Raw genomic sequence first — 26,670 nt, 5'->3', positions numbered from 1 at the left:
AAGAGCCTGTCAGCCCTTGCCCTCCTGGGACCATACCCAGCCGTTGCCTTCACAGGCGGAGCAGCGCTTGGCGGAAAGCTTGTCCTTGCCGTCCCTCACTTTTTTCCGGGTCAATTCAACAAGGCCAAGCTTCGTCCAGCCGGCGATCACCGTCTTGGTCTAGGTCTTTTCTCGCTTCGCCTGCGAGCATCTGATAAACCGACTGGCGGTGAGCCTCCTGCTCCATATCGATAAAATCAATCACAATCAGCCCGCCGATATCCCTCAGCCGGAGCAGCCTCGCGATTTCCTTGGCGGCCAGCAGGTTCGTATCCCTCGCAGTCTGCTCCAGATCGACGCTGCCTGTGAATCGGCCCGTGTTAACATCAAATACTGTCAACGCTTCGGTATAATCCACGATCAAATAACCGCCGTTTTCCAGCCATACCTTGCGCTTAAATCCGTTCTGAAGCTGCTCCTCGATATTAAAGCTGGCGAACAGCATGACCTTGCGGTTCTCGTACAGCCTGACTCTTTTGGCGAGAGAGGCCGAGGTATGGCGCAGCAGCGTCATAATTAACGCATAAGCCTCCCGGTCGTCGACCCACAGCTCCTCCACATCCTCTTGAAACACGTCGCGAATCCAGCGCGGCAGCAGGCCGAAGTCAGTATACACCTTGCGGGGAACCGGTCCCTCGCGGTTTACGAGCTCGGCGACGACCTGCCAGCGCTGCCGCAGCTCGGCCAAATCGGAAGCGACCGCTTCTTCCTCGGCACCCTCAGCCGCCGTACGGGCGATAAAGCCCTCCCCCGGCTCGAGTATTCGTTCAGCCAGTGATTTCAAGCGGTCGCGCTCCGTCTCATTCTCTATCTTCCTGGAGACTCCGATGTAATCCGCTTCCGGCATATAAACGCCCCAGCGTCCGGGAATCGAATGATGGGTGGTTACGCGGGCTCCCTTCGTCCCTACAGGCTCTTTCACCACCTGAACAAGCAGCGTTTGTCCAATCTGGATCAAATCGGTAATAGGCGGCTTCTGCTTGGGCTGCCTTTCCAAATGAGCTGGCAAAATATCGTCTATATATAGGAATGCGTTCTTTTCCAATCCGATGTCCACAAATGCGGCCTGCATCCCCTGCAGAACGCTCACCACTCGTCCCAAATACATGTTGCCGGCCAACTGCTCCATCCCACGAGACTCGTTATCGTACTCAACTAATTTCCCGTCTTCCATTACGGCCACCTGGATCTGGTCCATGACCGCATTGCACCAGCATACGCTTCATGATTTTCCACCTCGGTCTCATTTTACATGAAAAGCTCGGAAATCGCACTCCCCCGCTTCGCTTCGTTGAAATAGGTGTGCAGCAGCGGCTTCTCCGGAAGGACATGGCGTATAGCTCCTTGCTCATCCATTACGTATACCAGGTGGTATTTCTCACGCATAAAAAGCCTTACAATCTCGGGCACCTTGCGGCGCCCATGGACTACAATCGGCTGTGCGAGCGCGCCGCGGCTCATCAGCCGCTGCTGTGCCGCTTCCCGGTTAATCAGAAATCTCATAAAATGGTACGATAAGCCTTTGTAGGAATACCAGTTCGAAACCAGCAAAAATAAGGCGATCATCAGCACATTCAATTGAATGCCGCCCCAGAACAGATGAAGCACGGAGCCCGCAACCATCAAGGCGCTGAACAACAGGCTCAGTGCGCAGCTGATCGCAATCGTTCGTTGGTAAGGAAGCCACAGGCTCATCAGCGCCTGCATGATTTTCCCTCCGTCGAGAGGAAGAATCGGCAGCAGGTTGAACAAGGCGATGAACGCATTGGCTTGTATAAAATAATGGCACCATTCCTCCGTAGCCATGCCGGTTCGATTGCAGCAAATAGGCCGCAAGCATCATCCATACATTTTGCAAAGGACCTGCAAGCGATACAACAATCTCCTGCCATACCGGCACGCTGGCCAGCTCGTCCATAACCGCGACGCCGCCGAACGGAAGCAGCTGTACCTCCCTCACGCGCCAGCCGAAGCTTTTGGCTGCAGACACATGGCCCAGCTCATGAATCAATACAATGCCGAACAGTGTAATCGTCTCAAGGAAATAACCGGCAAAGAAAGAAAGCAGGATGACGATAGAGAACAGGGGATGAAAGCGATAGGTGACCCCAAACCAATGGTTCCATCTATTCAAACTTAACCACATCCGCAGGGTTCATAAACTTGTTGTCCTTGGATACCGCAAAATACAGGTAGCCCGATTGATTCGTGCTGTTCTTGGACACGGTCCCGATCGTCTCCCCCCTTTGATCCAATCGTTCAGCTCTACACGCCCCTGATCGATCCAGCCGTAAACGGACTGCAGTCCGTTCGCATGCCGCAGGATGACCGTATAGCCTGTATCCTCCTTGCTTCCCACATATACGACCAATCCCGTATCCATAGCGGACACCGTCGCGTCCGGCTTCGTCTCCAGCGTCACTCCGAGACGGCTCGGCTCGAACGGAGCGATAATTTTGCTTTCTTTGACCGGAACGAAATAATGCTTGGACAGAACGCTTACCTTCTCGGCATCCGGCTGCTTAACGGGGTTCAGCGCAGGCAGCAGTCCGGGCGTACCGCCGAACTGGCGCTCATACCACAGCGCAACGGCCTGGAAATCAAAAGGATCCTGGAGCGCACCGGAAACAAAGGCTTTGCCCTGGTTGGCCCACGGATGATTCCATTGGAACATCCCGTATACGAGCGCAAACACGACACAGCTGACGATCAGCTTCCAGCGGAAGCCTTTTTTACCGGGAATCCAGCGTCCGCCTCCAGCGTAGCGCACCGGATCTTCATAGGGGTTGTCCCCCATTTCTCTTTCCCACCGGTGTCTCCAGGCGTATTCCGGATCATCCCAGCGGCCCGACAGCTCCGGCTGTGTCAATTGGCCTCGTTCCCGGCGGCTTTCTGCTTCGTCGTGCCTCGCGCGGAAGGGTCTAAGCTCCTCATCCTGCCCCGGCATATGATAAGGGCGGCTTCCCGCTCCGGCTTCCTGTATGCTGCGGATTCGTTCCATGCGCCTTTGGCGCACCTTGTTTTTGGTTTCCATAGGCGACTCCTCCTCATATACTTCATCCTATGAGCCTGTACACTTGAATATAACAGGAGAGGCAAGCCGCCTGACAAAAAAGAGACTCGACCCTTCGGACGTGTTGCCACCTTCCGAGATCGAATCTCTTTATATAATGAATGGAATATACTCCGGGCTAGAAGCGGGGTTCGTTCTCCTGATGAACCTTCGTGCTCATGACGAGCCCGATGCTCAGCATATTAATCAGCAGCGACGTACCGCCATAGCTGATGAACGGCAGCGTAATCCCGGTCAGCGGCATAATGCCTATCAGCATCCCGACATTCTCGAAGATTTGAAATACAAACATCGAAACGACGCCGACGATGATGTACGAGCCGCCCTTATCCCCGCACTGAATAGATATGAGAATCATTCTATAGATCAGAACAAAGTAAAGCAGAAGCAGAATCGACGAGCCGACGAACCCGAATTCCTCAGCCAGCACAACGAAAATCGAATCCGAGTAGGCATAAGGAATAAAGTGGCGATGGACCGAGGTGCCTTGTAAATATTTCTCCCCCGTCAAACCGCCCGAGCCGATCGCCTTAATCGAGTTATCGACCTGGAACTTCTGATCCTTGGTTGCCGAATCCGGATTAATAAACGTATCCAGACGGGCCACCCAGTGGCCTTTGCCCTGATCGGTAAAATACTGTTTGATCGGCTCATGATAATGGTTGAATACATACAAGAAAGCCGCAAACATAGCCGCTACCAGCAAGGCCCCTATCAGAAAGTGAAGATACTTCACATTGCCGATCCAGAGCATACCGATGAAGATAACGATAAATATAATTGCGTTCCCTAAGTCCGGCTGAACCAGCACGAGGGCAAAGGGAACCGCCACGATCACTCCGGTCGGAATGACATCCGTTAACAGCTGCAGCGGTTCTCCCTGTTTTCTTGCCAGAAAGGCCGCCACCGAAATGATCAGCAGAAGCTTGGACATCTCCGCAGGCTGGAACAGAAGGCCGCCCGGCAGTTCAAACCAGCTCTTGGCCCCGTTGATTTCTTTCCCGAAGGCATAAACCGCAATAAGCAATAAGAGGCCCGCGACATACAGATACGGCGAAATCTTCAATAAAGCCCGAAAGTCTACAAACGTAATGGCGACAAAGGCGATAATGGAAATAATATAGATGATAATGATTTTTTGCAGATCGAATTTTATCGTCGGATCATCTAACGTTGCGCTGTAAACGAGCAGGGTGCTGATGACCATAAAGGCAAGCAGAATGACTACAATAGGGATATCGATTTTTCTTAATTTATGCAGCAAGACCCGCTCATCCTATTCCGATAAACTTCTTTAATTTCCTCATCACGCCCGGCTTCTCTTCCATAGGCATCAAAGGAACGGTATCGCCCAGCATCCTTCGCGCAATATTACGGTAAGCGATGGCCGCCCGCGAGCTCGGATTCATCACCGTCGGTTCCCCCATGTTCGCCGCCTTGATGACATACTCGTCATCCGGAACAATCCCCAGCAGATCGATGGCCAGCACCGAACAGATCTCGTCGATATCGAGCATCTCGCCCTTCTTCACCATATTGGCGCGAATGCGGTTGATAACCAGCTTAGGCGACTCGATCCGTTCGTTTTCCAGCAGTCCGATAATCCGGTCGGCGTCCCGAACGGCCGCATTCTCCGGCGTCGTCACGACGATCGCTTTATCCGCGCCGGCTACGGCGTTTTTAAAGCCCTGCTCAATCCCTGCCGGACAGTCGATAATGACGAATTCAAAATCCTTTTTCAGCTCCAGCACGATATCCTTTACCGATTCCGGAGAAATGGCATGCTTGTCCTTGGTTTGCGCGGCCGGAAGCATGTACAGCTCATCGAACCGCTTATCTTTTACGAGCGCCTGAGCCAGGCGGCAGCGCCCCTCGGCCACATCGATCAAATCATAAATGATCCGGTTTTCCAGGCCCATCACGACATCCAGGTTGCGCAGCCCGATATCGGTGTCCACCATGCATACCTTTTTCCCCTGAAGCGCCAGTGCCGTTCCGATATTGGCGGACGTGGTCGTCTTGCCGACGCCGCCCTTGCCCGAAGTAATCACGATTGCCTCTCCCATACCGATCAACCCCTTCACTTTAGTGCTTCATTTCTAATTTATGCAATTGATGTATTTTATCGATTTCCATCTTGCCTTCCTTGACGTAGGCGTATTCCATGAACGCGTCGTTAATCCCCCACTCATCCGGCGGGCGGCTGATAATCGAAGCAATCCGCAGCTGCGTCGGTCTTAAATGAGAGGCGGCGATGACGGCTTTCTCGTCCCCGTCTACCCCGGCATGGGCCATTCCACGCAAAGACCCCATGATATAAATACTGCCGGAGCTGACTATCGTCCCGCCCGGATTAATATCGCCAAGAAACAGGATGTTCCCCTCCTGTGTGAGCGTTTGTCCGGAACGGACAATCCCCTTCAGCAGCTTCACATCCGACAGGTTAACCAGCTCGGAAGCCGGGTCCTCCTCCGCCGATTCAATCGACTGAATCAATAGATTCCCCTTCTGGCCGATCACCTCGCGGATCTGCTCTTTTTCCTCTTCCGTGGCACGGCGCGAGCCAAGCTTTATATATACATGAATGATGGGACCCGTCAAAATTTTTTGATGGGTTTTCTCCAGCTTATGCTGAAGCTCCTTCATCACCTCGTCGAATTCGCAGGCGTCGTCCAGCAAAAAGACAAGGCCGTCCTTGACCCCTTTGATCGTTACATGATGCTTTACCGCAGTCATACACATCCCCAACCTCCTAAGCCTATACAATTCGGCAAAATTCTCCCCATTTCCTTCTTCCCGGGAAAATTATTCATCGGAAGCGGGGGATGCGTTCTGCATGCTTTCAAAAAGTTTCCTGACCGGAACGTAGACAATCAGGGCAAAGAGAAGATTGATCAGCATGCTGGGGAGCATCTGATGAAAGAAAGCCCACTGCAAATCCATGTGCGTGACCTGGAAAAGTCTGTACAGACCGTACAGTATCCATTCAAAAAACAAGTTCCCAAGACCGATGACCACCATGCTGACCGCTATATTGGAAAATAGGCGGCGGTGCGTCAGTCCGGCCAAATAGCCGGTCAATCCCATAGCAAAGGAAATCGGGCCCAGCATCGGAGAATAATAAAGAAAGTCCTGTAGTAAGCCGAACACCAGTCCATACACCAAGGCCGTATGCCGATCGACATAAAGCCCAATATACAGCACGATAACTAAAATAAAATGAGGAGCCACATAAACCTTCGACTGCCATACTTCAGGAATAATCCACTGCAGCAGGGTCCCCTCTAAAATAAAGAGTGCGAGTAAAATAAGCCAAAGCCACTTTCTGGTCACGATCATCCTCCCTGCTCCGGCACCATCACGACAAATACCTCGCGCAAATGGTCAAACGCCGCAAACGGCTGAATGACCGCAACATGCGATATGCCGAAAGTGCCCGGCTCTCTGGAAATGACCTTGCCGACTTCAATGCCTCTCGGGAAAATTTGTCCCAGACCGGAGGTGATGACTACATCGCCGACGGCCAGCTTGTCGTTCGGATCGATCTTCGTCATCAGAAGCGTCTGCTTCTCCCGGTCGTAGCTTTCAATGATCCCGAACGATTCGTTCTCTCTGCCCTTGACGGTCACCGCAATCGCCTTCGATTCGTTAGCCGTATCGTCAATCCCTTTAAGCAGCTGAACATTGGAATAGAAGGAGGATACTTGAACCACCCTGCCGACCAGTCCTTCGACGGACATGACGGCCATGTTCGGCTTGACGCCGTCCTTCTCCCCAAGATTAATCCGAACTGTATTATTAAGCAGATCCGGATTGACCGCAACCACCTCCGCAATCCGGAAGGTGTAGTTATTGGACTGCTTCTGACGCTCGGTAAAGCCGAGCGCCTCCTGCAGTCTCTTATTCTGCTGCTCCAGGTCGTTCAATCGCGTCGTATCCCGCGCATATTTGGTCAGCGTCTGTTTCAGCACCTTATTTTCCTCGAAAATGGTCCGCAGTTGCCCCATATCCTCAAAGAAACCCGCTACGTAGCCAGCGGGCTTATAAAACAATCCTTGAGTCCAGGATACGGTGTCGGTTATAAATTTTTCCGGCCAGGTCAAACGCTCGCGTTTGCCTAACGTCAGGCCCATCAGGGCAATAAAACAGATGAGGCCCAGCATCAGAATACGCAGCCTCTTGTTCCCCAGTAATTTCACCGCAACCACCTTTTTAACCTTTACTGCAATTTAGTTGTTACCTTCTGGATTTCCCTGCCGGCCCGGATTTACGGAACAAATGAATGTTCTCCAGCGCTCTTCCCGTACCGATCGCCACGCAATCCAGCGGGTTCTCCGCTACAAGCACAGGCATCCCCGTTTCGCGCGAGAGCAGCTTGTCCAGATTCCGGAGCAAGCCGCCTCCGCCTGTAAGCACGATCCCCCTGTCGATAATATCCGCAGACAGCTCCGGCGGACATTTCTCCAGCGTCACCTTCACGGCTTCCACGATGCTGTTCACCGTATCCGTCAAAGCTTCCGTGATCTCTTCGGAGGTAATCGCCATCGTCTTCGGCAATCCGGTCACGAGATCGCGTCCGCGGATTTCGAATCGTACCGGCTCGTCGCTCTTCATGGCCGAACCGATCTCCATCTTGATCGATTCCGCCGTGCGCTCACCGATCATGAGGTTGTATGTACGCTTGATGTACTGCGTAATCGCCTCATCCATCTCATCGCCGGCTACACGGATCGAACGGCTTGTTACGATACCTCCCAAGGAAATGACCGCAACCTCCGTCGTGCCTCCGCCGATATCGACCACCATACTGCCTGTCGGCTCCCAAACGGGAAGATCCGCCCCGATCGCCGCCGCAAACGGCTCCTCGATCGTATAAGCGTCGCGCGCTCCCGCCTGACGGGTCGCATCTTCAACCGCGCGCTTCTCTACGGCCGTGATTCCCGACGGCACACAGACCATAACGCTCGGATGCCGCTGAAACAGCAAGCGCTGCTTCTGCGCCTGGCGAATAAAATATTTGATCATCGTGGACGTCGTGTCGAAATCCGCGATGACGCCGTCTTTCATCGGACGAACCGCTCTGATGTTGCCGGGCGTACGGCCGATCATCTTCTTCGCGTCCTCTCCGACCGCCTCAATCGTCTTCGTATCGGTGCGCAGCGCCACAACGGACGGCTCCCGAACCACGATACCTTTTCCTTTTACATAAACCAGCGTGTTCGCCGTGCCCAAGTCAATGCCCAGGTCTTTTGTGAAACCACCAAACATGTAGGTACTCCCTTCCTCTTCACTGCCCGAATAGTATCGAAACTTTCTGAACTAACCCATATGTTACATCAAACCCTGCTCCTTTAAACTGACGAACTTCCGGTCGCCGATTACGATATGATCCAGCACCTCGATGCCGACGATCTCACCGGCTTCCGCAAGCCTTTGCGTCATTTGAACGTCCTCGGAGCTAGGGGTCGGATCGCCGCTTGGATGGTTGTGAACGCAAATAATCGAAGCGCTGCTTCGCTTGATCGCCGCACGAAAGACTTCTCTCGGGTGCACGATCGACGCGTTCAAGCTTCCCATAGACAGGGTCTCCTGACCGATGACGTGATTTTTCGTATTGAGAAACAGACAAACAAAATGCTCTTTATTTAAGTATCGCAGCTCCTCCATCAACAAGTCCGCCACATCCTGAGGCGAACGGACGGTGACCGTTTCGTTCATCGAGCTGCGCGCCAGCCTGCGGCCCAGCTCAATGCCTGCTTGGATCTGCAGCCCTTTGGCCGCGCCGATGCCTTTGATTTCGGTCAGCTGCTGCAGGCTCATATCCACCAAATTTCGCAGCCCGCCGGCCTGGCTCAGCACCCGCTGCGCCAAAAACACAGCCGACTCCTGGTAGGTTCCGGTCCGCAGCAAAATAGCCAGCAGCTCCGCGTTGCTTAATGCTTGAGCCCCATACTGCATCATGCGTTCTCTAGGTCGTTCTTCGTCTGGGACATCGCGCAATGTGATATTGCTCGATTCCATTCATTCCCCTCTTTCATTGAATAATATGATGAACACCCATTATAGCATGATGCCCGATCAAATAACAGCAACGCCAAGGTCTCCCAGCAGATCGCTGAGAAGCGACAGCGGAAGCCCGACGACGTTGAAATAATCGCCTTCGATCCGCTCCACAATAGTGGCTCCCAGTCCTTGGATCGCATAGGAGCCGGCTTTATCCATCGGTTCGCCCGTATCAATATAACGCTCGATTTGCTCGTCCGTCAATGGCTTCATGTAAACAAATGTGACTTGATGGGAAACAAGCGTCTTTCCCGTCGCAAAATCGATGCAGGCCACACCGCTGAACACCCGGTGTCCTCTTCCCTGCAGGCTTTTCAGCATGCGGAATGCATCCTGCTTGTCCTTCGGCTTGCCCAAGACGGCGTCGTCCAGAACGACGATGGTATCGGAGCCGATTATTATCGCTTCCGCGGCGGCAGACGGCTCTACCTTATAGGATTCGAAGACCGCCCCGGCTTTGCGACTGGATAATTGTTCCACGATCTCCTGCGGGGTTAATCCCGGTTCCGTATCCTCGTTGACGTCACTGACACGGATTTCGTAGGGCAGCTGAAGGCTGCGGATCAGCTCCTGGCGGCGCGGTGACGAAGACGCCAAAACCAGCTTTTTTTGCTTATAAATCGACATATATAGACTCCTTGTCCCGAATGATATAGGGCTAAAGCTTGCGGTAAAGCCAGAAGGCAGCTGCTAACCCGGCCAGACTGATCAGGCTCAGCTTCAGCTCCAGGTTAAGGTCGTATTTCAGCACCAGCAGATCGGCTTTCGGCTGCCAGGACAGACCTATCGTTTTGGTCAGAAACGACAGCGCCGAAATCGGTGCCAGCAGCTGGCCTACCAAAGTCCCTGCCACTAATCCTATGATGAGCAATAAAATGAAAGTAAATGTATTTTTTTTCAAGTGAATGACCCTTTCCCATCCTCTGGTAATCTCTTCCTTCTCAGTTCCCGTTTTAAATTATATCATAGTTTTGGAGAATGTTACCTGCTTACAGCGCTCATCGACGCCGGGTACAATGAACAACAGGAGGGATTCATCTTTTATGCGTCGGCCTTTGACTATCATGAACATTTTACTAGCAGCCACCATCGCTTGCCCGGCCACCTCGGAAGCGGCCAAAATCGTGGTGGACGCCGGACATGGCGGCTCCAATCCCGGGGCTGTCGGCGTGAACGGCCTCTATGAAAAGACAGTGAATCTCGATATCGCCGAGAAATTGAAAGATTTGCTCGCAGCCCGCGGCTACGAAGTCGCGATGACCCGCAGCGACGATACCTTTATTTCCTTGAAGTGACCGCGTCGAAATAACGAATGCCCAGGACGCGGATTTGTTCGTCTCCATTCATGCCAATTCCTATTCCAATCCGGGCACCCGCGGAGCGATGGTGCTTTATTATGACAGTGCCTACCCTCAAGAGGATTACCCCGCGAGCACCGAAATGTCCGCGCTTACCCCGCAAAGCCGGGCATTCGCCCAGCAAATGCTCGATACGTTCGTGAGTACGATGGGCGTGGAAAACCGGGGGCTTGTCCCGAGCGCCGTCTACGTCGTCCGCATGGGGAAAACCCCCAGCATTCTCATCGAGACGGCTTACCTGACCAACGGACAGGATGCCTCCATGCTCGCCGACAGCGGCGTCCGAACCCGCATGGCCCAGGCCATCGAAAGCGGCATCGAGGCTTATCTCCCGCCGGATGACGCTAGCGCCGTATTTACGGATACGCGCACCCATTGGGCGAAGGATGCGATTCTGCGTTTGAAAACGCAGGGCATTGTCGACGGAGTCGGCAGACAGTTCCAGCCGGACCGCGAGCTGACGCGAGCGGAGTGGGTTACGCTGCTGGACCGGGTCTTCGACTTGTCGAAGATCCAGCCGTCCTCTGCCGGCGCGTGCAGCGCTGTCGCCGGCGCCGTGTACGGCAGCGGGTGCCAGGGAGCTGCCCCCGCCTCGTTCAAGGACGCGCCGGCAGGCCACTGGGCCTCCGCGGCCTTGAACAAAGCCATCCGCGCCGGCGTGCTTGACGGGTACGAGGACGGGACGCTTCGTCCCGACCGGCCCGTCACGCGGGCGGAGGTCGCCGCCATGTTCCAGCGGCTGGCGCTGCCGCAGGCAACGGCGTCGGCTGCGTCCTCGCAGCCGACGCCGTTCAAGGATGTGCCGGCCAGCTCCTGGTCGGCCGCCTCGATCTACAGCCTGAAGCAAGCAGGCTGGATTGACGGCGTCACGGCGGACCGCTGACATGCCGGATCCGCCGCATGACCCGGGCTGAGGCCGCTGCGCTGCTTGACCGCTATGTGCGGTCGAAGGGCGGCACCGTTTCCGCCTCTGCCGGAAGCAGGAAGGAGCCTTAAGATTAGACGATGAAAAACCCGCCGCCCAGCAGTCCTTCGGACCCTGCTTGGGTGACGGGTTTTTCATCGCCGGTTCCCCGGCGGCGTCCACCCCGGTTTTGACCGGCAGCGCTCTATAGATTCAGATTCAATCCGTTTAATCGGCAGCGTTCCTTCTACAGCTCCGGGCGGAGCGGCTCCAGCAAAATTTGAACGGTTTCTTCCGAGGCAGGATTCGCCACTGTGAGATCGATTAAATACAAGTCCTCGCGTATCCCGCTGTGGTTCATGAAATCAACTCGTTCTACGGAGCAGCGAAGCCGCTCCGCATCATAGATCAAATCCAGCGCCGAGTGTCCCTGCTGCAGCCGGATTGTGCCTTGCTCCCTTACTTCAGGCTGCTGGAAGGAAACGAACCGCTCTACAATCGACTCCGGCGCTTGTTTAAACCGGTACCGATCCGTCAGCTCAAGCCGTACCTGTCCCTTTTTCTCAAAAACAAAGGTGCGCTGAAGCGACTCCAGATTCGGATCAGGGTAAGCTGCTCCCAGTTCAACGGAAAACGCATCCCGCTCCTCGCCCGTAGACACATTCAGCACCTTGGCGGCAAAGTCCCGCCCCTCCTGCTGCTCGAAGCCCTCCACGATCGGAACCGAGTGTCCCTTGGACCGGTTGCCTATATAGGTGTACCGTCCTTCGCGGAAATACGACTTCGTATATTCACCCGCTCCCGTATCGGCCAGCAAGGTCGTCCCGTTGACGTGAAGAATAAAGTTGCCGACATCGTTATGATTGTGCGGCTCCGCGTTATGTCCGCCCTTTGCAGCAAAGCTGACAACCTGCCCGGCGGCTGCCGTACGGCTGATCAGCCACTGCGCATCGGCCAAGTAATGGACGGCCTCGCCGGCTTCGACAGCATACGAAGGAGACAAACTCCAGACGAAATTGCGGATCGCATTGGGCCACCGCGCGCAGTGATCCTGCGTAAAGGTGGAGGCGAAGCGAACCGGCGGCACCTCTACCTCGGAATAAATCGATTTCAAATACCCGGTCAACCCGCGCGAATAGCTGGACCGCGGGGAAGCATCCGAGAAGCTGACCGTCATATCTTCATTCAGGAAGCATTTTTGCTGAAACAGCGCGATTTGCTTTATTTTATCGTTGTTAAATAAATCGATCCGCCCTCCGGTACGCTCCTTCAGCAGATCGGCAAAGTAAGTGAAATAGCCGAAGCCGTAATTCCAGTACCCGATGCCCTCCGTGCAGGCCCCGTCGGCCTCGAAGCCGCTGAGATAGCATTCCATCGTTTTCAGCACCCGCTGCAAAATCGGCGTCAATCCGGCGCTTTCCGGCATCAGATACATAGCTGCCGCCCCGACCGATCCGGAGCAGACGGCAGCCCAGTTATGGGTCGCCTGCTCCCAGAACAGAAATCCGCTTAAATCGCCGTACGGCTCGAGCACCCGTTCCCTGACTTCCCTGCGCGCCCGATAGACGACGACCTCGGACAGCTTTGATTCCAGCAGGCTGCATACTTCAGCCAAAGTAAAGGCGGTTTCCGCCGCGAACAAATCGACCGTTTGGCGGTGCTCCTTCACTTTCCCGTACAGCTGCCCGTTCACCTCCGCCGCCAGGCTCTGGTTCCATTTCTCAATCGGCTTTAACGAGTTCCCGCCCAGATGGGCAGGCAGACACCAAGTATATTCATCACACATGGCCCAGATGATATCCTCCAGCGCCTCTATATATCGGTCTTCTCCGAAAGCCAGCGACAGAATGGCAAACGTGTTGATGCGCAGCCGGTTACGGAAGTAAGCCCTTTCAAATTCCATCCGGGAGCCTGACGTATCGAAGATCTTGTATTTGGAGAATGGCAGCGCGGCAATCGGTTCCTCCAGCAGCTTGTCCCCGGCCTCCTGTACTTCCCGCAGCTGCTTGCTGTATTCGGGAGAGGTGCGGATTTCCTCCCATTTCGCCTCGCTTCGGCCCGCAGCAAAAAGCGGCCGCCCCGCCAGCTGTCCTGCCCCATACTCCAATGCTTCAAAAAGCTCTCTTGTATCCATACGCGTCTTATTCCTCCCATGGGTTAAATCAGACTTTGTTTACAAGCGCAAAATATCACTTACTTTCTATCATAAATCAAAGCGGTTGTATACCTTTTTTTGTATGACAGCCACCTCTTCTCCCCTGTTACAGGAAAAAGATACTGCCGAAGTGTATATAAACTTCCTGCCTTTGACACAATACAAACAAATTTACCAATCAAGGAGGGAAACGGTATGAGCAAGGATTCATCGCAAACACCGGAAAGCCAATCAAGGCGTCAATTCCTTAAATATTCCGGGACAGCTATCGGCGGTGCTATTGTCGGCGGCGTGATCGGCGGCGCCATTGCCGCTAACCGGAAAAATAATACGGCCAATCCGCCGACAGGCCAACCGGAAACAACCCCTGCCGCCAAGGACTACAGTCAGGCGTTAATGTATTTTACGCAGGACCAATTTGATACGACGGAGGCAGCCGCAGAGCGCATTTTTCCAAAGGACGATCTGGGCCCCGGCGCTAAAGATTTGGGTGTAGCTTATTTTATCGATCATCAGCTGGCCAGCCAGTGGGGAAACAACGGCAAGGAATATATGCTTGGCCCTTTCATTACCGGAGAACCCACACAGGGGAACTACCCCAGCATCAAGCGCCACGATTTGTTTACACACGGCTTAAGAGCACTGCAGGATTCAAGTCAGTCGAAATACCAGAAGGCGTTTCAAGAGCTTACTCCGGAACAGCAGGACGAGCTGCTCGGTCTATTCGAAAAAGGCGAGCAGGTCACCGTGACCGGGGCCACAGCCCAGCAGTTTTTCAATCTGTTGAAAAATTTCACGCTCGAAGGCGTCTATGCCGATCCGCTGTATGGCGGCAACAAGGATATGCAGGGCTGGAAAATGCGCAACTTCCCGGGCAACCAAATGAGCTATACCGAAATTATGGCAAAGGACGAGTTTGTCAAAATCGATCCGGCCAGTCTTCACGATCACATGATGGCACATTGAACATGAGGTGAACAATAGCATGGCGACAAAGCTACCGAAAGTACCGGTTGTTATCGTAGGCATGGGCTGGGTGGGCGGCATTATTGCTGCCGAGCTGGCTAAGCAAGGGACCAAAGTGGTTGGACTTGAACGCGGCAAATCGCGGACAACCACGGATTATTATATGGTGCATGATGAGCTACGCTATGCGCAGCGTTACGATTTGATGCAGGACTTGTCCAAGGAAACAGTAACCTTCCGCAATACGGAAAAGCTGACCGCTGTCCCTATGCGCACTTACGGCTCTTTCCTGCTGGGCGAAGGACTAGGCGGCTCAGGCATCCATTGGAACGGACAATATTTCCGCTTCCTGCCGTATGATTTTGAAATTTACAGTAAAACCGTGGAACGCTACGGGAAAAATAAAATTCCGGAAGGCATGACCATCCAGGACTGGGGCATCACCTATGATCAATTAGAACCGTATTTCGTTAAATATGAGAATATGGCCGGCATTTCAGGAGATTCTGAAGAAAATCCGACCATCGGCAAACGGTCCGCGCCTTATCCGACGCCTGCCATGATAAAAACGCCGATCCTGAAAATGTTCGAGGATGCATCCAAGAAGCTCGGCCTGCATCCCTACATGGGACCTTTCCGCCAATCTGTCCCAGCAGTATACGAATCCTGACGGGATTACCCGTGCGGCCTGTCAATACTGTGCCTTCTGCGAACGGTTCGGCTGCGAGTACGGCGCCAAGGCGGATCCCGTGGTCACCGTCCTTCCCGTCGCGGAAAAAACGGGCAATTTCGAGCTTCGTACCTTTTCTAACGTCATTCAGGTGCTGCATGACGGTAAGAAGGCAACCGGCGTGGTCTATGTCAACACGGTCACAGGCGAGCAATTCGAACAGCCTGCCGATATCGTCGTCATGGCCAGCTACGTGTTCAATAACGTCAAGCTTTTGCTCGTTTCGAAGCTGGGCAAGCCGTACGATCCGGCCTCAGGGACCGGCGTCATCGGACGAAACTACGCTTACCAGGTGCAAGGCGGTTCTGCAACCGGCTTTTTCGACGATAAGGAATTTAATTTGTATGCTGGCGCAGGGGCACTCGGGATGGAAGTCGACGATTTCAACGGAGACAACTTCGATCATGCTTCCCTGAACTTTATTCACGGCGCCGGTATGCGGGTCTATCAGGCCGGCCAAAGGCCGATCGCCAACAACTCGGTTCCCTCGGGAACGCCGGGCTGGGGGAAAGAGTTCAAGCAAAAATCGATTTTCTACGCCAACCGCACGATTACGATCTCGCCGCAAGGCTCCAACATGCCGTGGAGGCATCATTACATCGATCTCGATCCTACTTACAAAGACGTCTATGGACTGCCGCTGCCCCGGGTCACGTTCGACTTTGAAGATCAGGACAGAGAAATGGTCAAATATCTCGCTACCAAAACAACGGCCATCATGAAGGAGATGAACCCGACCAACATCGGCTCCTCCGATCAATTGAAGCCGTATAACATCGTTCCTTACCAGTCGACCCACAACACGGGCGGCGTCGTTATGGGGGCCGATCCAGGCACCTCCGCAGTGAACAATTACCTGCAAATGTGGGACGCGGAAAATGTATTCGTCGTCGGCGCCTCCGCATTCGCCCATAACAGCGGCTACAATCCAACGGCAACCGTAGGCGCTCTCTCTTACCGTGCTGTCGAAGGGATTACCAATTACATCAAAAAGGGCGGCGGCTCGCTCGTCTAAGCCTGAAACCCTTAAATTGAATGGCAGGTGCTCGCATGGAAAATCAGGAATGGGTTGAACATTTGACGGAGCTCCGCAAGCGGCTAATGATTGTTGCAGGCTGGTTTGTTGTTACATTCGGAGGAGGATTGTACATAGCTCCCTCCCTCCTGCTGTTTATCAAGTCCCAGCCTACGGCCGCAGGCATCCAATGGAACGTGTTTTCATTTACGGACGGCTTGTTCATCTACATGAAATGCGCTGTGGTGCTCGCCGTGCTGTTCACCCTCCCCGTCTTGTTCTACCATCTGTGGGCCTTTGCGCGTCCGGGATTGACAGAGCAGGAAGCCAGCAGTACCTTGCTCTATCTCCCGGCTTCCTTTGTCTTGTTTTTGACAGGGCTTTGCTTCAGCTATTTCGTCGTCTTTCCGATGATGGTTCATTTCATGATGCGGATGAACAAAAGCATCGGGGCAGTGGAGACGTACGGGATCGATAAATATTTTTCGTTCCTGTTCGATGTCGTCTTCCCGCTGTCCGCCGCCTTCGAGCTTCCGGTCGTTCTGCTGTTCCTGACCAAAATCGGACTGGTAACGCCGGATACGCTGCGAAAGGCCCGCAAGCATGCCTACGTGGGACTCGCTATTATCGGCTCCTGTCTGTCCCCGCCCGACTTCTTCTCGCATCTGTCGGTCACGGTTCCGCTGATCCTGCTGTTTGAGATCAGCATTATCGTCTCAGGCTGGCAGTACCGGGCGATGAAGCAGCCGCTTCCCAACAGCTAGATCACGATATATAAGGAGGGCTACCTATGTTTAACAATATCGGCGTTTCCGGTTTAATCATTATTCTGGCGATCGCTCTGATCGTCTTCGGTCCCGCCAAGCTGCCTCAGCTTGGACGCGCTTTCGGCGATACGCTGCGCGAATTCCGCAACTCCACCCGCGGCATTGTAGAGGATGAAGCAGAGAAACCGCGCGAGGAGCCGAAACAGCTGCTCTAAGCCGAAATGGATGAACGTTCAGGCCGCACGAGGATAGAATGGGCAGGCAGACTTGGCTTCCGGCCGCATTCTGCCCTCAAGTATGCTAAAATACTCCCACAAAGTGGGGCTTATGCTTCGAAGCGGACTCAGGTACTTTGCGGGGACCCCGAAAACATATATTCTATCATGCAAAAATAGCCGTAATGGGGGCTGCGCCCGTCATTTCGGCTTATTTGCATCTTTTGACCCGTTTATTGCGCCGCTACCAGATTGCGCAGCTCCTTCTGGCTGACGATATACTGCATCATCGCGGTTTGCGTCTGCCACATGAAGGAGGCCGACGGATTCTTTTTGTATTCGTCAAGCGAGACTACCGCCGTGTTCAAGGCGCTGTTCATTTTTTGCACAGCCGCTTTCCCCTCTTCCGACAGCCCCTCCGACGCCGCATTCGCCATCCCCGTCCAAGCCTGATGCGCAGTCTTGATCGATTGCAGAGCTGCATCGGCCACCGGACTTGGCTTCGTTTCCGACAAGTGCGTTGCAGTCAGCGGAGCAATTAAGCCCAGCAGCTTATCCCCTTGATTAATATAGCTGACAAATGCATCCGTCGTCTTGCCGCTCCATTTCATTTGGCTCAGCGCCGGAAGCTCTACATTCTTGACCATGACATCGATTTTCTTCTGCTGGAACTGCTGTGCCAAGCCCAGCGCCTCGTCTCTGGACATGGACATGCCGACATATACGGTATACTTGTCTCCCGCTTCGCTTACGGCGCCGTAGCCTTTCGTCTTCAGCTCGGCTTGAGCCGTACTGGCGCTCTGCGCGGTGCTGAATACGCCGCTTTGAAGAAAGCTGTAGGTCTTGGCCGGAAGGCTCACAGCGGCTGTCGCCGTATTGGCCGCCGCGCCGGCGGCACTCGTCCCATTTGTCCCCGCAGTCGAAGAGGAGGCGGAAGCCGGAACGGCAGCCGTTTGTCCCGGTGGCACATTGGCGCCTGCAGTGCTCTGCGCATCTTTGGATTCCCCTGAGAACATCGAAAGCACGAAGAACCCGAAGGCAACGCCGGTAATGACCGCCCCGGCAACGGAAGTGATGATTTTAAACCATGACGATCCCGGACGTTTGGTGATATAGGCCGTCTCTTCGGGCACATACCACCGATGATCTCTTAACGGCTCCACCGGCGGGTGGGCATAGTCCTCATGAACAGGTTCCCGCTCATGGTTTTCCGCCGGCCCTCCGTTTCTATATCCTGGCTCATAGCCTGGGGAGGGCTCTACTTGCCTGTATTCGGGATCATTGCTTACAGGTAACTCTCCTCCGTGCCTGTACCCGGGCTCGTAGCTTGGGGATGGCTCTCCTCCTCTGCGTCGGTAGCCGGGTTCATTGCTTACGGACGGCTCCCGTGTAACGGTCGCGCCTCCTGAATCGCGGATTAATTTCTCCACACGCTGGGTTTCCATATCGAAGGAGCTTTGCCAGCCTCCAAAATCGGTCGTATATTGATTCAGCATCTGCCCGTCAATGAGTGGAGGGGCCGAAGCTCCCCGCTGGGATGCCGGCGGAACGGAAGCACCGTTCTCGGACACCAGCCAGCCTTGCTCCCGCGCCGGCTGCTCATCCAGCACCCGGTATTCCTCGCTGTGCAGCGGAATAATATTCGGCTGCTGCTCCTTACCCGTACGTTCAGCGCTCCGCTGGCGCTGTTGAGTTTTTTGTGGGCCGTGGTCAAATCGAAACGTCATTTTAGCTTTGTTCATTTCCGCCTCTCTCCCTTGTCCAAGTTTCGTATTACTAGACTATGAGAGTAGAGCTCCGAATAGAACGAAATAAAAGAACAAAACAAAAAGCAGCCTGACGGCTGCTGAGCTTGTCGAGAAGCCCTGAATTTGTGCGATACTCCGGTGGGGTATTCTCCTCCAGCCGCTGTTGAAATCCGTGAATTCGATTAAATTTAAAGGTATTTTCACGGATTTCAAAGGCGGACGTAAACTAAGCGTTTTTCAAAGAAAAACGGGCTTCGTAAGCTTAGATACCCCACCTGCGTCCGTGCTCCCTTTTCACTCAAAGGCGGGTCTCTCGACAGCTTGAGCAGCCTGACGGCTGCTGTCTTGTCTTATATTTGGTTAGCTGATAAATATCCGGTCTGCAATCAGGCTTGCCGCTGCTCGTTGTGCCCTTTAGCCTGGCTTTCCAGCGTCTTCGCCAACCCGTCGGCCGCCTTCCAAATATCCCCGGCCCCCATCGTCAGCACCAGATCGCCGCTGCGCACGGTATCCAGCAAGTAGGTCTGCACTTCCTCCTTGCTGGGAATGTAGCGGACATTCGGGTTGCTGTTCTCGCGAATCAGCTCCACCAGCTTCGCGGAGCTGATGCCTTCAATCTGCTTCTCCCCGGCAGGCGAATAAATATCCGTGATGATGACCTCATTGGCATCAGGGAAAGCGCGGCTAAACTGCTCAAACAAGAAATACGTTCTTGTATAACGCTGAGGTTGAAATACGGCGCGAATCCGTTTGCCCGTCGCTTTGGCGGCACTGATGGTCGCTTCGATTTCGGTCGGATGATGGGCATAGTCGTCGATAACGAGAATATCGTTGACTTCTCCAAGCACCTGAAAACGGCGCTTCGCCCCGCGGAATTCGGTAATCGCCTCGGCTACTTGCTGGAAGGTTAAGCCCGCTTCCATACAAGTGATCAGCGTAGCCATAGCATTATACACATTATGCTTGCCGGGAACCGACAGCTGAATCGTACCCAGCGTCTCTCCCTCGAACTCCACATCGAACCGGCACCTTCCGGTCGCCAAGCTCGATATGACGCGCTATATAATCGGCATCGTCCTCGATCCCGTAAGTAATAACTTTACTGCGGATTTGCGGAATCATCTCCCGCAGGTAGGCGTCGTCGCTGCAAACAACCGCTTTGCCGTCTTCTTTTACCTGGCTTAGAAATTGAGCATACGCATTTTTCAAATTTTCAAAGTCGCCGTTATAATTTTCCAAATGGTCCGCTTCAATATTGTTCACCAGTGCGATATAAGGATGGTACTGCAGGAAGGAGCCGTCGCTCTCGTCCGCTTCCGCCACAACCCAATCGCCTTGACCTGCCTTCGCGTTGCTTCCTACATTCATAATTTCTCCGCCTATGATGTATGTAGGATCCTGTTGGCATCCTTCCAAAACCAGCGCAATCATGGATGAAGTCGTCGTCTTTCCATGAGCTCCGGCTACGGCAATCCCTTTCTTCGCGTTCATCAAACGCCCCAGCATCTGGGAGCGATGGAGGATCGGAATATTCAGCTTCTGGGCTTCAGCTATTTCCACATTATCTTTAGTCAATGCCGTGGAATAGACCACCACATCGGCCCCTTTGACATGGTTCGCTTCATGCCCGATATAAACCTGTGCTCCCTTGGCAGCGAGCTTTTCGGTAAGCTCCTGCCGAGCCAAATCGGAACCCGATACTTGATAACCCATTTCCAGCATCACCTTGGCTATAGCACTCATACCATACCCGCCAATTCCGATAAAATGGATGTGCTCAGATGTATTCACGCCGCTCTCACCAGCCTTTTTCAGAATCGGTTTGATGTACGATCCAGGAACGAACATCACCTATTAAATATAATGTACCGGAAACGACAGCCAGGTCGTCCTGTGCCGTCTTGCCTTTGACCAGCTCCAGCGCCGCTTTCCAGTTCGGCTCAACAATAACGTCCACATCGGTGCGGCCGATCTCCGTAAGCAATGTCCTGGCCAGCTCGGCTAGCTTGGCAGCATCCTCCTTCTTATGCCAATCCGGCTCGGTAAGGATGAGTGTATCCACCAATGGTAGTATATGCCGCAAATATCCGGAATGATTCTTTGTTGAGAGCATTCCCATAACAAAATGTAAATTTTTGTACGAATACGTATCCCGAAGGGCTTGGGCCAGGGCGGCTCCTCCCTCCGGATTATGGGCGCCGTCGATCAGAATGCGGGGCGAATGGGAAATCATTTCGAGCCGTCCCGCCCATTTCGTGGCTTTCATGGCACTTACCAGCACATCATCCTCAATGATCAGCGCATAGTACTGACGCAGCACCTCCAGGGTCATCAGAGCGACGGAGGCATTCTGCAGCTGGTGTCTTCCGTTCATCGAAATCCCTACCTTAGGTATCCCGCGAAACGGACCGAAGAAATCGAATACCTGATCGTTCTCGCGTTCCGCCACCGCTTCATAGCGGAAATGGCGTCCGCTGAGATAGAGCGTGCTCTGCTTGGATTTGGCCGTCTGCTCCAGCACAGCGACCGCCTCCGGCTGATCCACTGCGCTGACGACAGGTACGCCCGCCTTGATGATGCCGGCTTTCTCTGCAGCTACTTTTTCTATCGTATCTCCCAAAATTTCCATATGGTCGTGGCCGACATTAGTAATAGCCGTTACGATTGGAGTTACGATATTCGTAGAATCCAGTCTTCCTCCCAGGCCGGTCTCCCAAACCACAAAATCCGGATAAGCCACATGAGCGAAATATTCGATCGCGAGTGCGGTAGATACCTCGAACATCGTAGGCTGTCCCAGCTCGGAAGCCGCCACCTGTTCAACGAGAGGCTTCAGCTTGTTGACTACGCGAACCAGATCGTCATCGGCAATATTGTTTCCGTTGACCCGAATCCGGTCCGTGTACTTCTCAATATATGGAGAGGTAAAGGTGCCTACATCGTAGCCCGCCTGCTTAAGCGCTTCGCTCAAGTAGGCGCAGACGGAGCCTTTCCCGTTCGTGCCCGCCACATGAATAAACTTCAAGCGGCGCTCAGGGTGATTCAGAAGCTCCATCAGCTTCTCCATCCGCTTCAGTCCCGGCTTGATGCCGAACGGAACCAGGTGGACGATCCAGTCCACCGCTTCCGCCGCGGTTTGAAAACCGCCCGTTTCCTGCGTCATTCCTCCGCTCATGGCAATCACCCTTTCAGTTCTGCCAAACGGGCAATGACTTTATCTCGTTTGTCGGCATAATCGGCCAGCTTTACTTTTTCTTCCTCGATGACTTTCGCAGGCGCTTTGGCTACAAAGCCTTGATTGCTGAGCTTTTTCTCGATCCGCTCCACTTCGCCGTGCAAAGTCTGCAATTCCTTCTCGAGCCTTGCAATCTCCTGGGAAATGTCGATTAAGCCGGCCAGAGGCAGATACAGCTCCGCTCCGGTTACAATGCCCGTCATCGCCTTGTCCGGCGTCGCCAGCTCAAGGGCGATGTCCAGCAGCGATGTGTTGCAGAAGCGGCGGATATATTCTTCGTTACGCTGCAGAATCGGCAATGTTTCCGAGCTGGACGGCTTCACCATCAGCTCGATCTTTTTGCTCATCGGCACGTTCACTTCCGCCCGGATGTTGCGAACGGTGCGGATAATATCCATCAGCAGCTCCATTTCGCCAACCGCGTCCGCGGCTTCAAAGCGCGCTTCGTATACCGGCCACGAAGCCAGCGTGATTGTCTCGCCTTCATGCGGCAGATGCTGCCATATTTCCTCGGAAATAAACGGCATGAACGGATGAATCAAGCGCTGCGTTCGATCCAGTACATAAGCGAGGACAGATTGCGTCGTTTTCTTCGCCTGTGCGTCATTGCCATATAAGGACAGCTTGCTGAACTCAATGTACCAGTCGCACAAATCGTCCCAAATAAAGTTGTACAGCAGACGGCCGACTTCCCCGAATTCGTAAGAATCCATCAAACGGGTGACGTCGCGCACGGTTTCGTTCAAGCGATGCAAAATCCAGCGGTCTGCCGTACTGAGAGAGCCGCTCAGATCGATATCCTCCACCTTGAAATCGCCCAGATTCATCAGCGCAAAGCGCGAAGCGTTCCAGATCTTATTGGCAAAGTTGCGCGCCTGCTCCACCTTCTCCCAGCGGAAGCGAAGATCCTGCCCCGGCGTAGAGCCCGTGGAAAGCATAAAGCGCATGGCGTCCGCGCCGTATTTTTCGATCACTTCCAGCGGATCGACGCCGTTGCCGAGCGACTTGGACATTTTGCGGCCTTCGGCATCGCGGACGAGTCCGTGCATCAGCACGTCTTTGAACGGAATTTGCTCTGTGAATTCAAGCGCAGTAAAGATCATCCGCGCTACCCAGAAATAAATAATATCGTAGCCGGTAACCAGCAGGTTCGTCGGGTAGAAACGCTTCATATCCTCGGTCTCGTCAGGCCAGCCCAGCGTGGAGAAAGGCCATAGTCCGGAGCTGAACCAAGTATCCAGCACATCGTTGTCCTGACGCAGGTTTGCGCTGCCGCACTTGGAGCAGGCGGTAACATCCTGCTGCGCTACATGAATTTCCTGACAATCTTCGCAGTACCATGCAGGGATGCGGTGTCCCCACCACAGCTGACGGGAAATACACCAGTCACGGACGTTTTCGATCCAGTTCAAATATATTTTTTCAAAGCGGTTCGGAACAAAGTTAACCCCTGCGCCCGCTTTTTGAGCTTCGATCGCGCGCTCGGCGAGCGGCTTCATTCTAACGAACCATTGCGTGGACAAGTAAGGCTCGATAACGGCCCCGCTGCGCTCGCTGTGGCCAACCTGATGAACATGCTCCTCGATTTTGACAAGAACGCCTTGCTCTTTCATATCGGCAACAATTTGCTTGCGGCATTCGAAGCGGTCCAGACCCTGATATTTGCCGGCATTGGCGTTCATTTGGCCGCCTTCGTCCATCACCAATATTTGCGGAAGGTCATGACGCTTGCCGACTTCAAAGTCGTTCGGGTCGTGTGCCGGCGTAATTTTCACCGCACCGCTTCCGAATTCCTTTTCTACGTACTCATCGGCAATAATCGGAATCTCGCGTCCGATAATCGGAAGCACGAGCATTTTACCGATCAGGTGCTTATACCGGTCATCCTCCGGATGCACCGCAACCGCCGTATCGCCGAGCATCGTCTCCGGACGCGTCGTCGCTACCGTAATCGATTCGCCGCTATCCTTGACCGGATATTTCAAATGATACAGATTCCCCTGTACTTCTTTGTACTCCACTTCAATATCGGAAAGGGCCGTGCGCGCTGCCGGATCCCAGTTGATAATATAATTGCCGCGGTAAATCAGACCTTTCTTGTACAGCTCCACAAATACTTTGCGTACGGCTTTGGACAAACCTTCATCCAGAGTAAACCGTTCGCGGGAGTAGTCCAGCGAGAAGCCCATTTTGGCCCACTGCTCATGAATGGATTGCGCATACTGCTCCTTCCACTCCCATACCTTCTCTAAAAATTTCTCGCGTCCGAGATCGTGCCGGCTGATTCCTTGCTCGCGCAGCTTCTGCTCGACCTTCGTTTGCGTCGCGATGCCCGCATGGTCGGAGCCAGGGAGCCAAAGCGTATCGTAGCCCTGCATCCGCTTCGTGCGGACCATGATATCCTGCAGCGTGCAGTCAAGCGCATGGCCGATGTGCAGCATCCCCGTTACGTTCGGAGGTGGAATCACGATTGTATAAGGCTCGGCGTCAGGACGCTGGCCTGCTTTAAAATATTGACCTTTCAGCCAGTAATCGTACCATTTTTTCTCGGCTTCCTTCGGATCGTACGTCGTCGGCATCGAAGTCGAGGCCTGGGTGGTCTTGGTTTCTTCCATCTTGAACAACCTCCATTATCCATACTTAAAAACAAGCTCTTAAACAACAAAAAAACCTTTCGCCGCAAAGGACGAAAGGATCTGCTTCCGTGGTACCACCTTTATTCCGCGCTGAAGATCGGCTGTCCGTCTCTCCGTTGTCCTAAGGACAATCGAATCGGATCGCAGCAAAGCTCTTCATGCGGCACTTCAACAGATAACGGCTGTGACCGGCAGAGTCTAGCTCACAGGCAGCGTATGCCTTGTGCCTTGAACTCTGCAACTCCGGGGCGACTTCGGCCAGTTACATCCTGCGGAATCTCACAGCGTCACAATTCCGCTCTCTGAAGGGTTGGCTGCCTATTACTCCCTTTCCAAGTTGTTGCAGCAATATGCTCGATATAATCATTCCTATGATAAACAACATTAAGGGTAGAGTCAATACAGGATGCGTCTAATTCAAGGGATATCTTTCATTGTAACCAAAAAACACCCCAACCAAACCCGAAAACGGGGGTTGAGGTGCCTTGATACGAATAAAACTTCCGATTATTTAGGGATATAGACGATCTGCCCTTCCGTTAATTCGGCATCCCCCAGCCGGTTAAACAGCGCGATTTCGCGGGGATTCAATTCGTACCGTTTGGCGATGATCTCAAGCGTCTCTTCTTTCTGTACAATACATAGCCTTACGCGGCGGAATTCATTCTGCTCCTGCATCGAGCTGAGCAGAAGCTTCTTCCACTCCAGCTTCTCATTTACAGCCGGGGCCGGTGCCTGCGCGGGCTCCGCTTGCTTATCTCTGCCCTGCCGGGTTTCATGCTTGGAGGCGACCGCATTTTGCAGCAGCGTGGTCAAGCCGACAGGCTTCTCCGAAACCGGCTCCTCCTCCGGAGCCTTTTTGCCGTTGAAGGCGATTTTCAGCTCCTTCTTCTCCTCGGCGGCCGGAGGCTCGTTCGCCTCCCCCGCTCCCGCCGTCTGAACCGGCTCCTCCTCAGAGACTGCGTTCGCTGCCGCTGACGTCTCCTCCTGCTCAGCCGGAACAGCGCCCGCTTCCAGCGTCAGCGACTGCCTATCCTGATCGCCGTCACGCGTCTCCGGCTCTACGATCGGATTCGCCGCCGCGTAGGCCAATGACGGACTCGACCACTCCTGCTGCGGCGGATACGGCTGAGCGTACGGCTGCTGCGGATACTGGCCCGGCTGGGCAAACGGCGCCTGAGGGTCGTATGCGGACAGCTCCGGGTTCGGCCAGCCGGAGAAATTCGGCTCCGGATAGCGCGGCTCGGATAGCCTCGGGTCGGGAGCTTCGGAAACAAAGACGACTTCCTCCTCCGTTTCCTTCCATTCCCCTCCTGTATTAGAGGAAGCGACCTCGAGACCGTTTAAAGACAGTACGCCGGTAATATTCAAGCTGCGGGCAGACAGCAGATCCACGTCAAAGTTTTCAATCTCCACGGAGATGTCTTCCATCCGCTGTACGCGGTTCATAGGCAGTGTAATTTCTACCGGAATCAGATGCTCCAGCGTCCGGTTCTCGGCATCCTGCTCATCCACATAAGTCCCGGACAACAGCAAATTGCCCCGCAGCAGCGCCTGCTCGCCCTGCGGAAGCACCTGGATATGCGGGACCAGCTCGACATCCTCCAACTCTTTAATGCCCGCTACCCCTTCTGACAAATGCACTCGCTCATAAATATCAAATCGTAACCCGCTTTGTTGTTCAGCCAATGTTTTGTCCTCCCTCCGCCAAACTCATCTCATACCCAAGCAAATCATGAGACGGTCAGTTTCACTTGTCTATAAAG

22 protein-coding genes and 3 pseudogenes are annotated in these 26,670 nt (G+C 53.9%); 6 read left to right on the top strand and 19 right to left on the bottom strand.

Annotated elements, in window-relative coordinates:
• Positions 1–115: 115 nt before the first annotated feature.
• From ACHHV8_RS06150 to ACHHV8_RS06090, 13 genes and pseudogenes are all read right to left on the bottom strand, one after another.
• Positions 116–1,237, bottom strand: coding sequence for an Rne/Rng family ribonuclease (locus tag ACHHV8_RS06150; RefSeq protein WP_395157493.1), 1,122 nt, complete (start codon positions 1,235–1,237; stop codon positions 116–118).
• 50 nt (positions 1,238–1,287) lie between these two features.
• Positions 1,288–1,845, bottom strand: coding sequence for a site-2 protease family protein (locus ACHHV8_RS06145; protein WP_395157492.1), 558 nt, complete (start codon positions 1,843–1,845; stop codon positions 1,288–1,290).
• 67 nt (positions 1,846–1,912) lie between these two features.
• Positions 1,913–2,185: pseudogene (locus ACHHV8_RS06140) on the bottom strand (site-2 protease family protein); the annotation flags it as partial.
• A 9-nt stretch (positions 2,186–2,194) separates the two neighbouring features.
• Positions 2,195–3,073: a peptidoglycan DD-metalloendopeptidase family protein gene (locus ACHHV8_RS06135; protein ID WP_395157491.1), complete on the bottom strand. Its 879-nt coding sequence runs from the start codon at positions 3,071–3,073 to the stop codon at positions 2,195–2,197.
• Between the two features lie 157 nt (positions 3,074–3,230).
• Positions 3,231–4,376 carry an FtsW/RodA/SpoVE family cell cycle protein gene (locus tag ACHHV8_RS06130; RefSeq protein WP_395157490.1) on the bottom strand — a complete coding sequence of 382 codons (1,146 nt, stop codon included), beginning with the start codon at positions 4,374–4,376 and terminating at the stop codon, positions 3,231–3,233.
• A 7-nt stretch (positions 4,377–4,383) separates the two neighbouring features.
• A complete protein-coding gene (minD, locus tag ACHHV8_RS06125) occupies positions 4,384–5,178 on the bottom strand; it encodes a septum site-determining protein MinD (RefSeq protein ID WP_395157489.1) in 795 nt (264 codons plus the stop codon).
• A 19-nt stretch (positions 5,179–5,197) separates the two neighbouring features.
• Positions 5,198–5,848, bottom strand: coding sequence for a septum site-determining protein MinC (locus tag ACHHV8_RS06120; protein ID WP_395157488.1), 651 nt, complete (start codon positions 5,846–5,848; stop codon positions 5,198–5,200).
• Positions 5,849–5,917: 69 nt separating this feature from the next.
• Positions 5,918–6,451, bottom strand: a complete 534-nt coding sequence (gene mreD, locus ACHHV8_RS06115; protein ID WP_395157487.1) for a rod shape-determining protein MreD — start codon at positions 6,449–6,451, stop codon at positions 5,918–5,920.
• Positions 6,448–7,311, bottom strand: a complete 864-nt coding sequence (gene mreC, locus ACHHV8_RS06110; protein ID WP_395157486.1) for a rod shape-determining protein MreC — start codon at positions 7,309–7,311, stop codon at positions 6,448–6,450. The genes mreD and mreC overlap by 4 nt, the downstream gene beginning before the upstream one ends.
• A gap of 37 nt (positions 7,312–7,348) precedes the next feature.
• Positions 7,349–8,380, bottom strand: a complete 1,032-nt coding sequence (locus tag ACHHV8_RS06105) for a rod shape-determining protein (protein ID WP_395157485.1) — start codon at positions 8,378–8,380, stop codon at positions 7,349–7,351.
• A gap of 63 nt (positions 8,381–8,443) precedes the next feature.
• On the bottom strand, positions 8,444–9,133 hold the full coding sequence (gene radC / locus ACHHV8_RS06100; protein ID WP_395157484.1) for a RadC family protein: 690 nt from the start codon (positions 9,131–9,133) through the stop codon (positions 8,444–8,446).
• 57 nt (positions 9,134–9,190) lie between these two features.
• A complete protein-coding gene (locus ACHHV8_RS06095; protein WP_395157483.1) occupies positions 9,191–9,802 on the bottom strand; it encodes a Maf family protein in 612 nt (203 codons plus the stop codon).
• Positions 9,803–9,833: 31 nt separating this feature from the next.
• Positions 9,834–10,076, bottom strand: coding sequence for a DUF4321 domain-containing protein (locus ACHHV8_RS06090; RefSeq protein ID WP_395157482.1), 243 nt, complete (start codon positions 10,074–10,076; stop codon positions 9,834–9,836).
• 142 nt (positions 10,077–10,218) lie between these two features.
• On the opposite strand from ACHHV8_RS06090, the gene ACHHV8_RS06085 reads away from it, so the two are divergent.
• Together ACHHV8_RS06085 and ACHHV8_RS06080 are read left to right on the top strand one after the other, a co-directional pair.
• Complete coding sequence (locus tag ACHHV8_RS06085; RefSeq protein WP_395157481.1) at positions 10,219–10,470, top strand: N-acetylmuramoyl-L-alanine amidase family protein; 252 nt, start codon at positions 10,219–10,221, stop codon at positions 10,468–10,470.
• 34 nt (positions 10,471–10,504) lie between these two features.
• Entirely contained in the window at positions 10,505–11,416 is a 912-nt protein-coding gene (locus tag ACHHV8_RS06080) for an N-acetylmuramoyl-L-alanine amidase (RefSeq protein WP_395157480.1), read from the top strand.
• 268 nt (positions 11,417–11,684) lie between these two features.
• Here the strand turns inward: ACHHV8_RS06080 and ACHHV8_RS06075 are convergent, their stop codons facing one another.
• On the bottom strand, positions 11,685–13,571 hold the full coding sequence (locus ACHHV8_RS06075; RefSeq protein ID WP_395157479.1) for a heparinase II/III domain-containing protein: 1,887 nt from the start codon (positions 13,569–13,571) through the stop codon (positions 11,685–11,687).
• A gap of 216 nt (positions 13,572–13,787) precedes the next feature.
• Here ACHHV8_RS06075 and ACHHV8_RS06070 point away from each other — a divergent pair, with 216 nt between their 5' ends.
• The 4 genes and pseudogenes from ACHHV8_RS06070 to tatA all read left to right on the top strand — a co-directional run bounded on the left by ACHHV8_RS06070 (position 13,788) and on the right by tatA (position 17,285).
• Positions 13,788–14,558, top strand: a complete 771-nt coding sequence (locus tag ACHHV8_RS06070; RefSeq protein ID WP_395157478.1) for a gluconate 2-dehydrogenase subunit 3 family protein — start codon at positions 13,788–13,790, stop codon at positions 14,556–14,558.
• A gap of 19 nt (positions 14,559–14,577) precedes the next feature.
• Positions 14,578–16,303 (top strand): annotated as a pseudogene (locus tag ACHHV8_RS06065) (GMC family oxidoreductase).
• 35 nt (positions 16,304–16,338) lie between these two features.
• On the top strand, positions 16,339–17,067 hold the full coding sequence (gene tatC / locus ACHHV8_RS06060; protein WP_395157477.1) for a twin-arginine translocase subunit TatC: 729 nt from the start codon (positions 16,339–16,341) through the stop codon (positions 17,065–17,067).
• 26 nt (positions 17,068–17,093) lie between these two features.
• A complete protein-coding gene (gene tatA, locus ACHHV8_RS06055; RefSeq protein ID WP_395157476.1) occupies positions 17,094–17,285 on the top strand; it encodes a twin-arginine translocase TatA/TatE family subunit in 192 nt (63 codons plus the stop codon).
• 233 nt (positions 17,286–17,518) lie between these two features.
• On the opposite strand, the gene ACHHV8_RS06050 is transcribed toward tatA, so the two are convergent.
• The 5 genes and pseudogenes from ACHHV8_RS06050 to ACHHV8_RS06030 form a co-directional block, all read right to left on the bottom strand.
• A complete protein-coding gene (locus ACHHV8_RS06050; RefSeq protein WP_395157475.1) occupies positions 17,519–19,027 on the bottom strand; it encodes an SPOR domain-containing protein in 1,509 nt (502 codons plus the stop codon).
• A 392-nt stretch (positions 19,028–19,419) separates the two neighbouring features.
• Positions 19,420–20,824, bottom strand: a pseudogene (gene murC, locus ACHHV8_RS06045) (UDP-N-acetylmuramate--L-alanine ligase).
• Positions 20,825–20,831: 7 nt separating this feature from the next.
• Complete coding sequence (locus tag ACHHV8_RS06040) at positions 20,832–22,208, bottom strand: bifunctional folylpolyglutamate synthase/dihydrofolate synthase (RefSeq protein ID WP_395157474.1); 1,377 nt, start codon at positions 22,206–22,208, stop codon at positions 20,832–20,834.
• Positions 22,209–22,213: 5 nt separating this feature from the next.
• Positions 22,214–24,883, bottom strand: coding sequence for a valine--tRNA ligase (locus tag ACHHV8_RS06035; protein WP_395157473.1), 2,670 nt, complete (start codon positions 24,881–24,883; stop codon positions 22,214–22,216).
• A 528-nt stretch (positions 24,884–25,411) separates the two neighbouring features.
• A complete protein-coding gene (locus ACHHV8_RS06030; RefSeq protein WP_395157472.1) occupies positions 25,412–26,593 on the bottom strand; it encodes a LysM peptidoglycan-binding domain-containing protein in 1,182 nt (393 codons plus the stop codon).
• Positions 26,594–26,670 lie beyond the last annotated feature (77 nt).

The sequence above is a fragment of the Paenibacillus sp. TAB_01 genome, assembly GCF_043945595.1.
In the GTDB taxonomy this organism is placed as follows: Bacteria; Bacillota; Bacilli; order Paenibacillales; family NBRC-103111; genus Paenibacillus_S.
The sequence above is the reverse complement of the archived record's forward strand: the minus strand, read 5'-3'. Positions and strand labels throughout refer to the sequence as shown.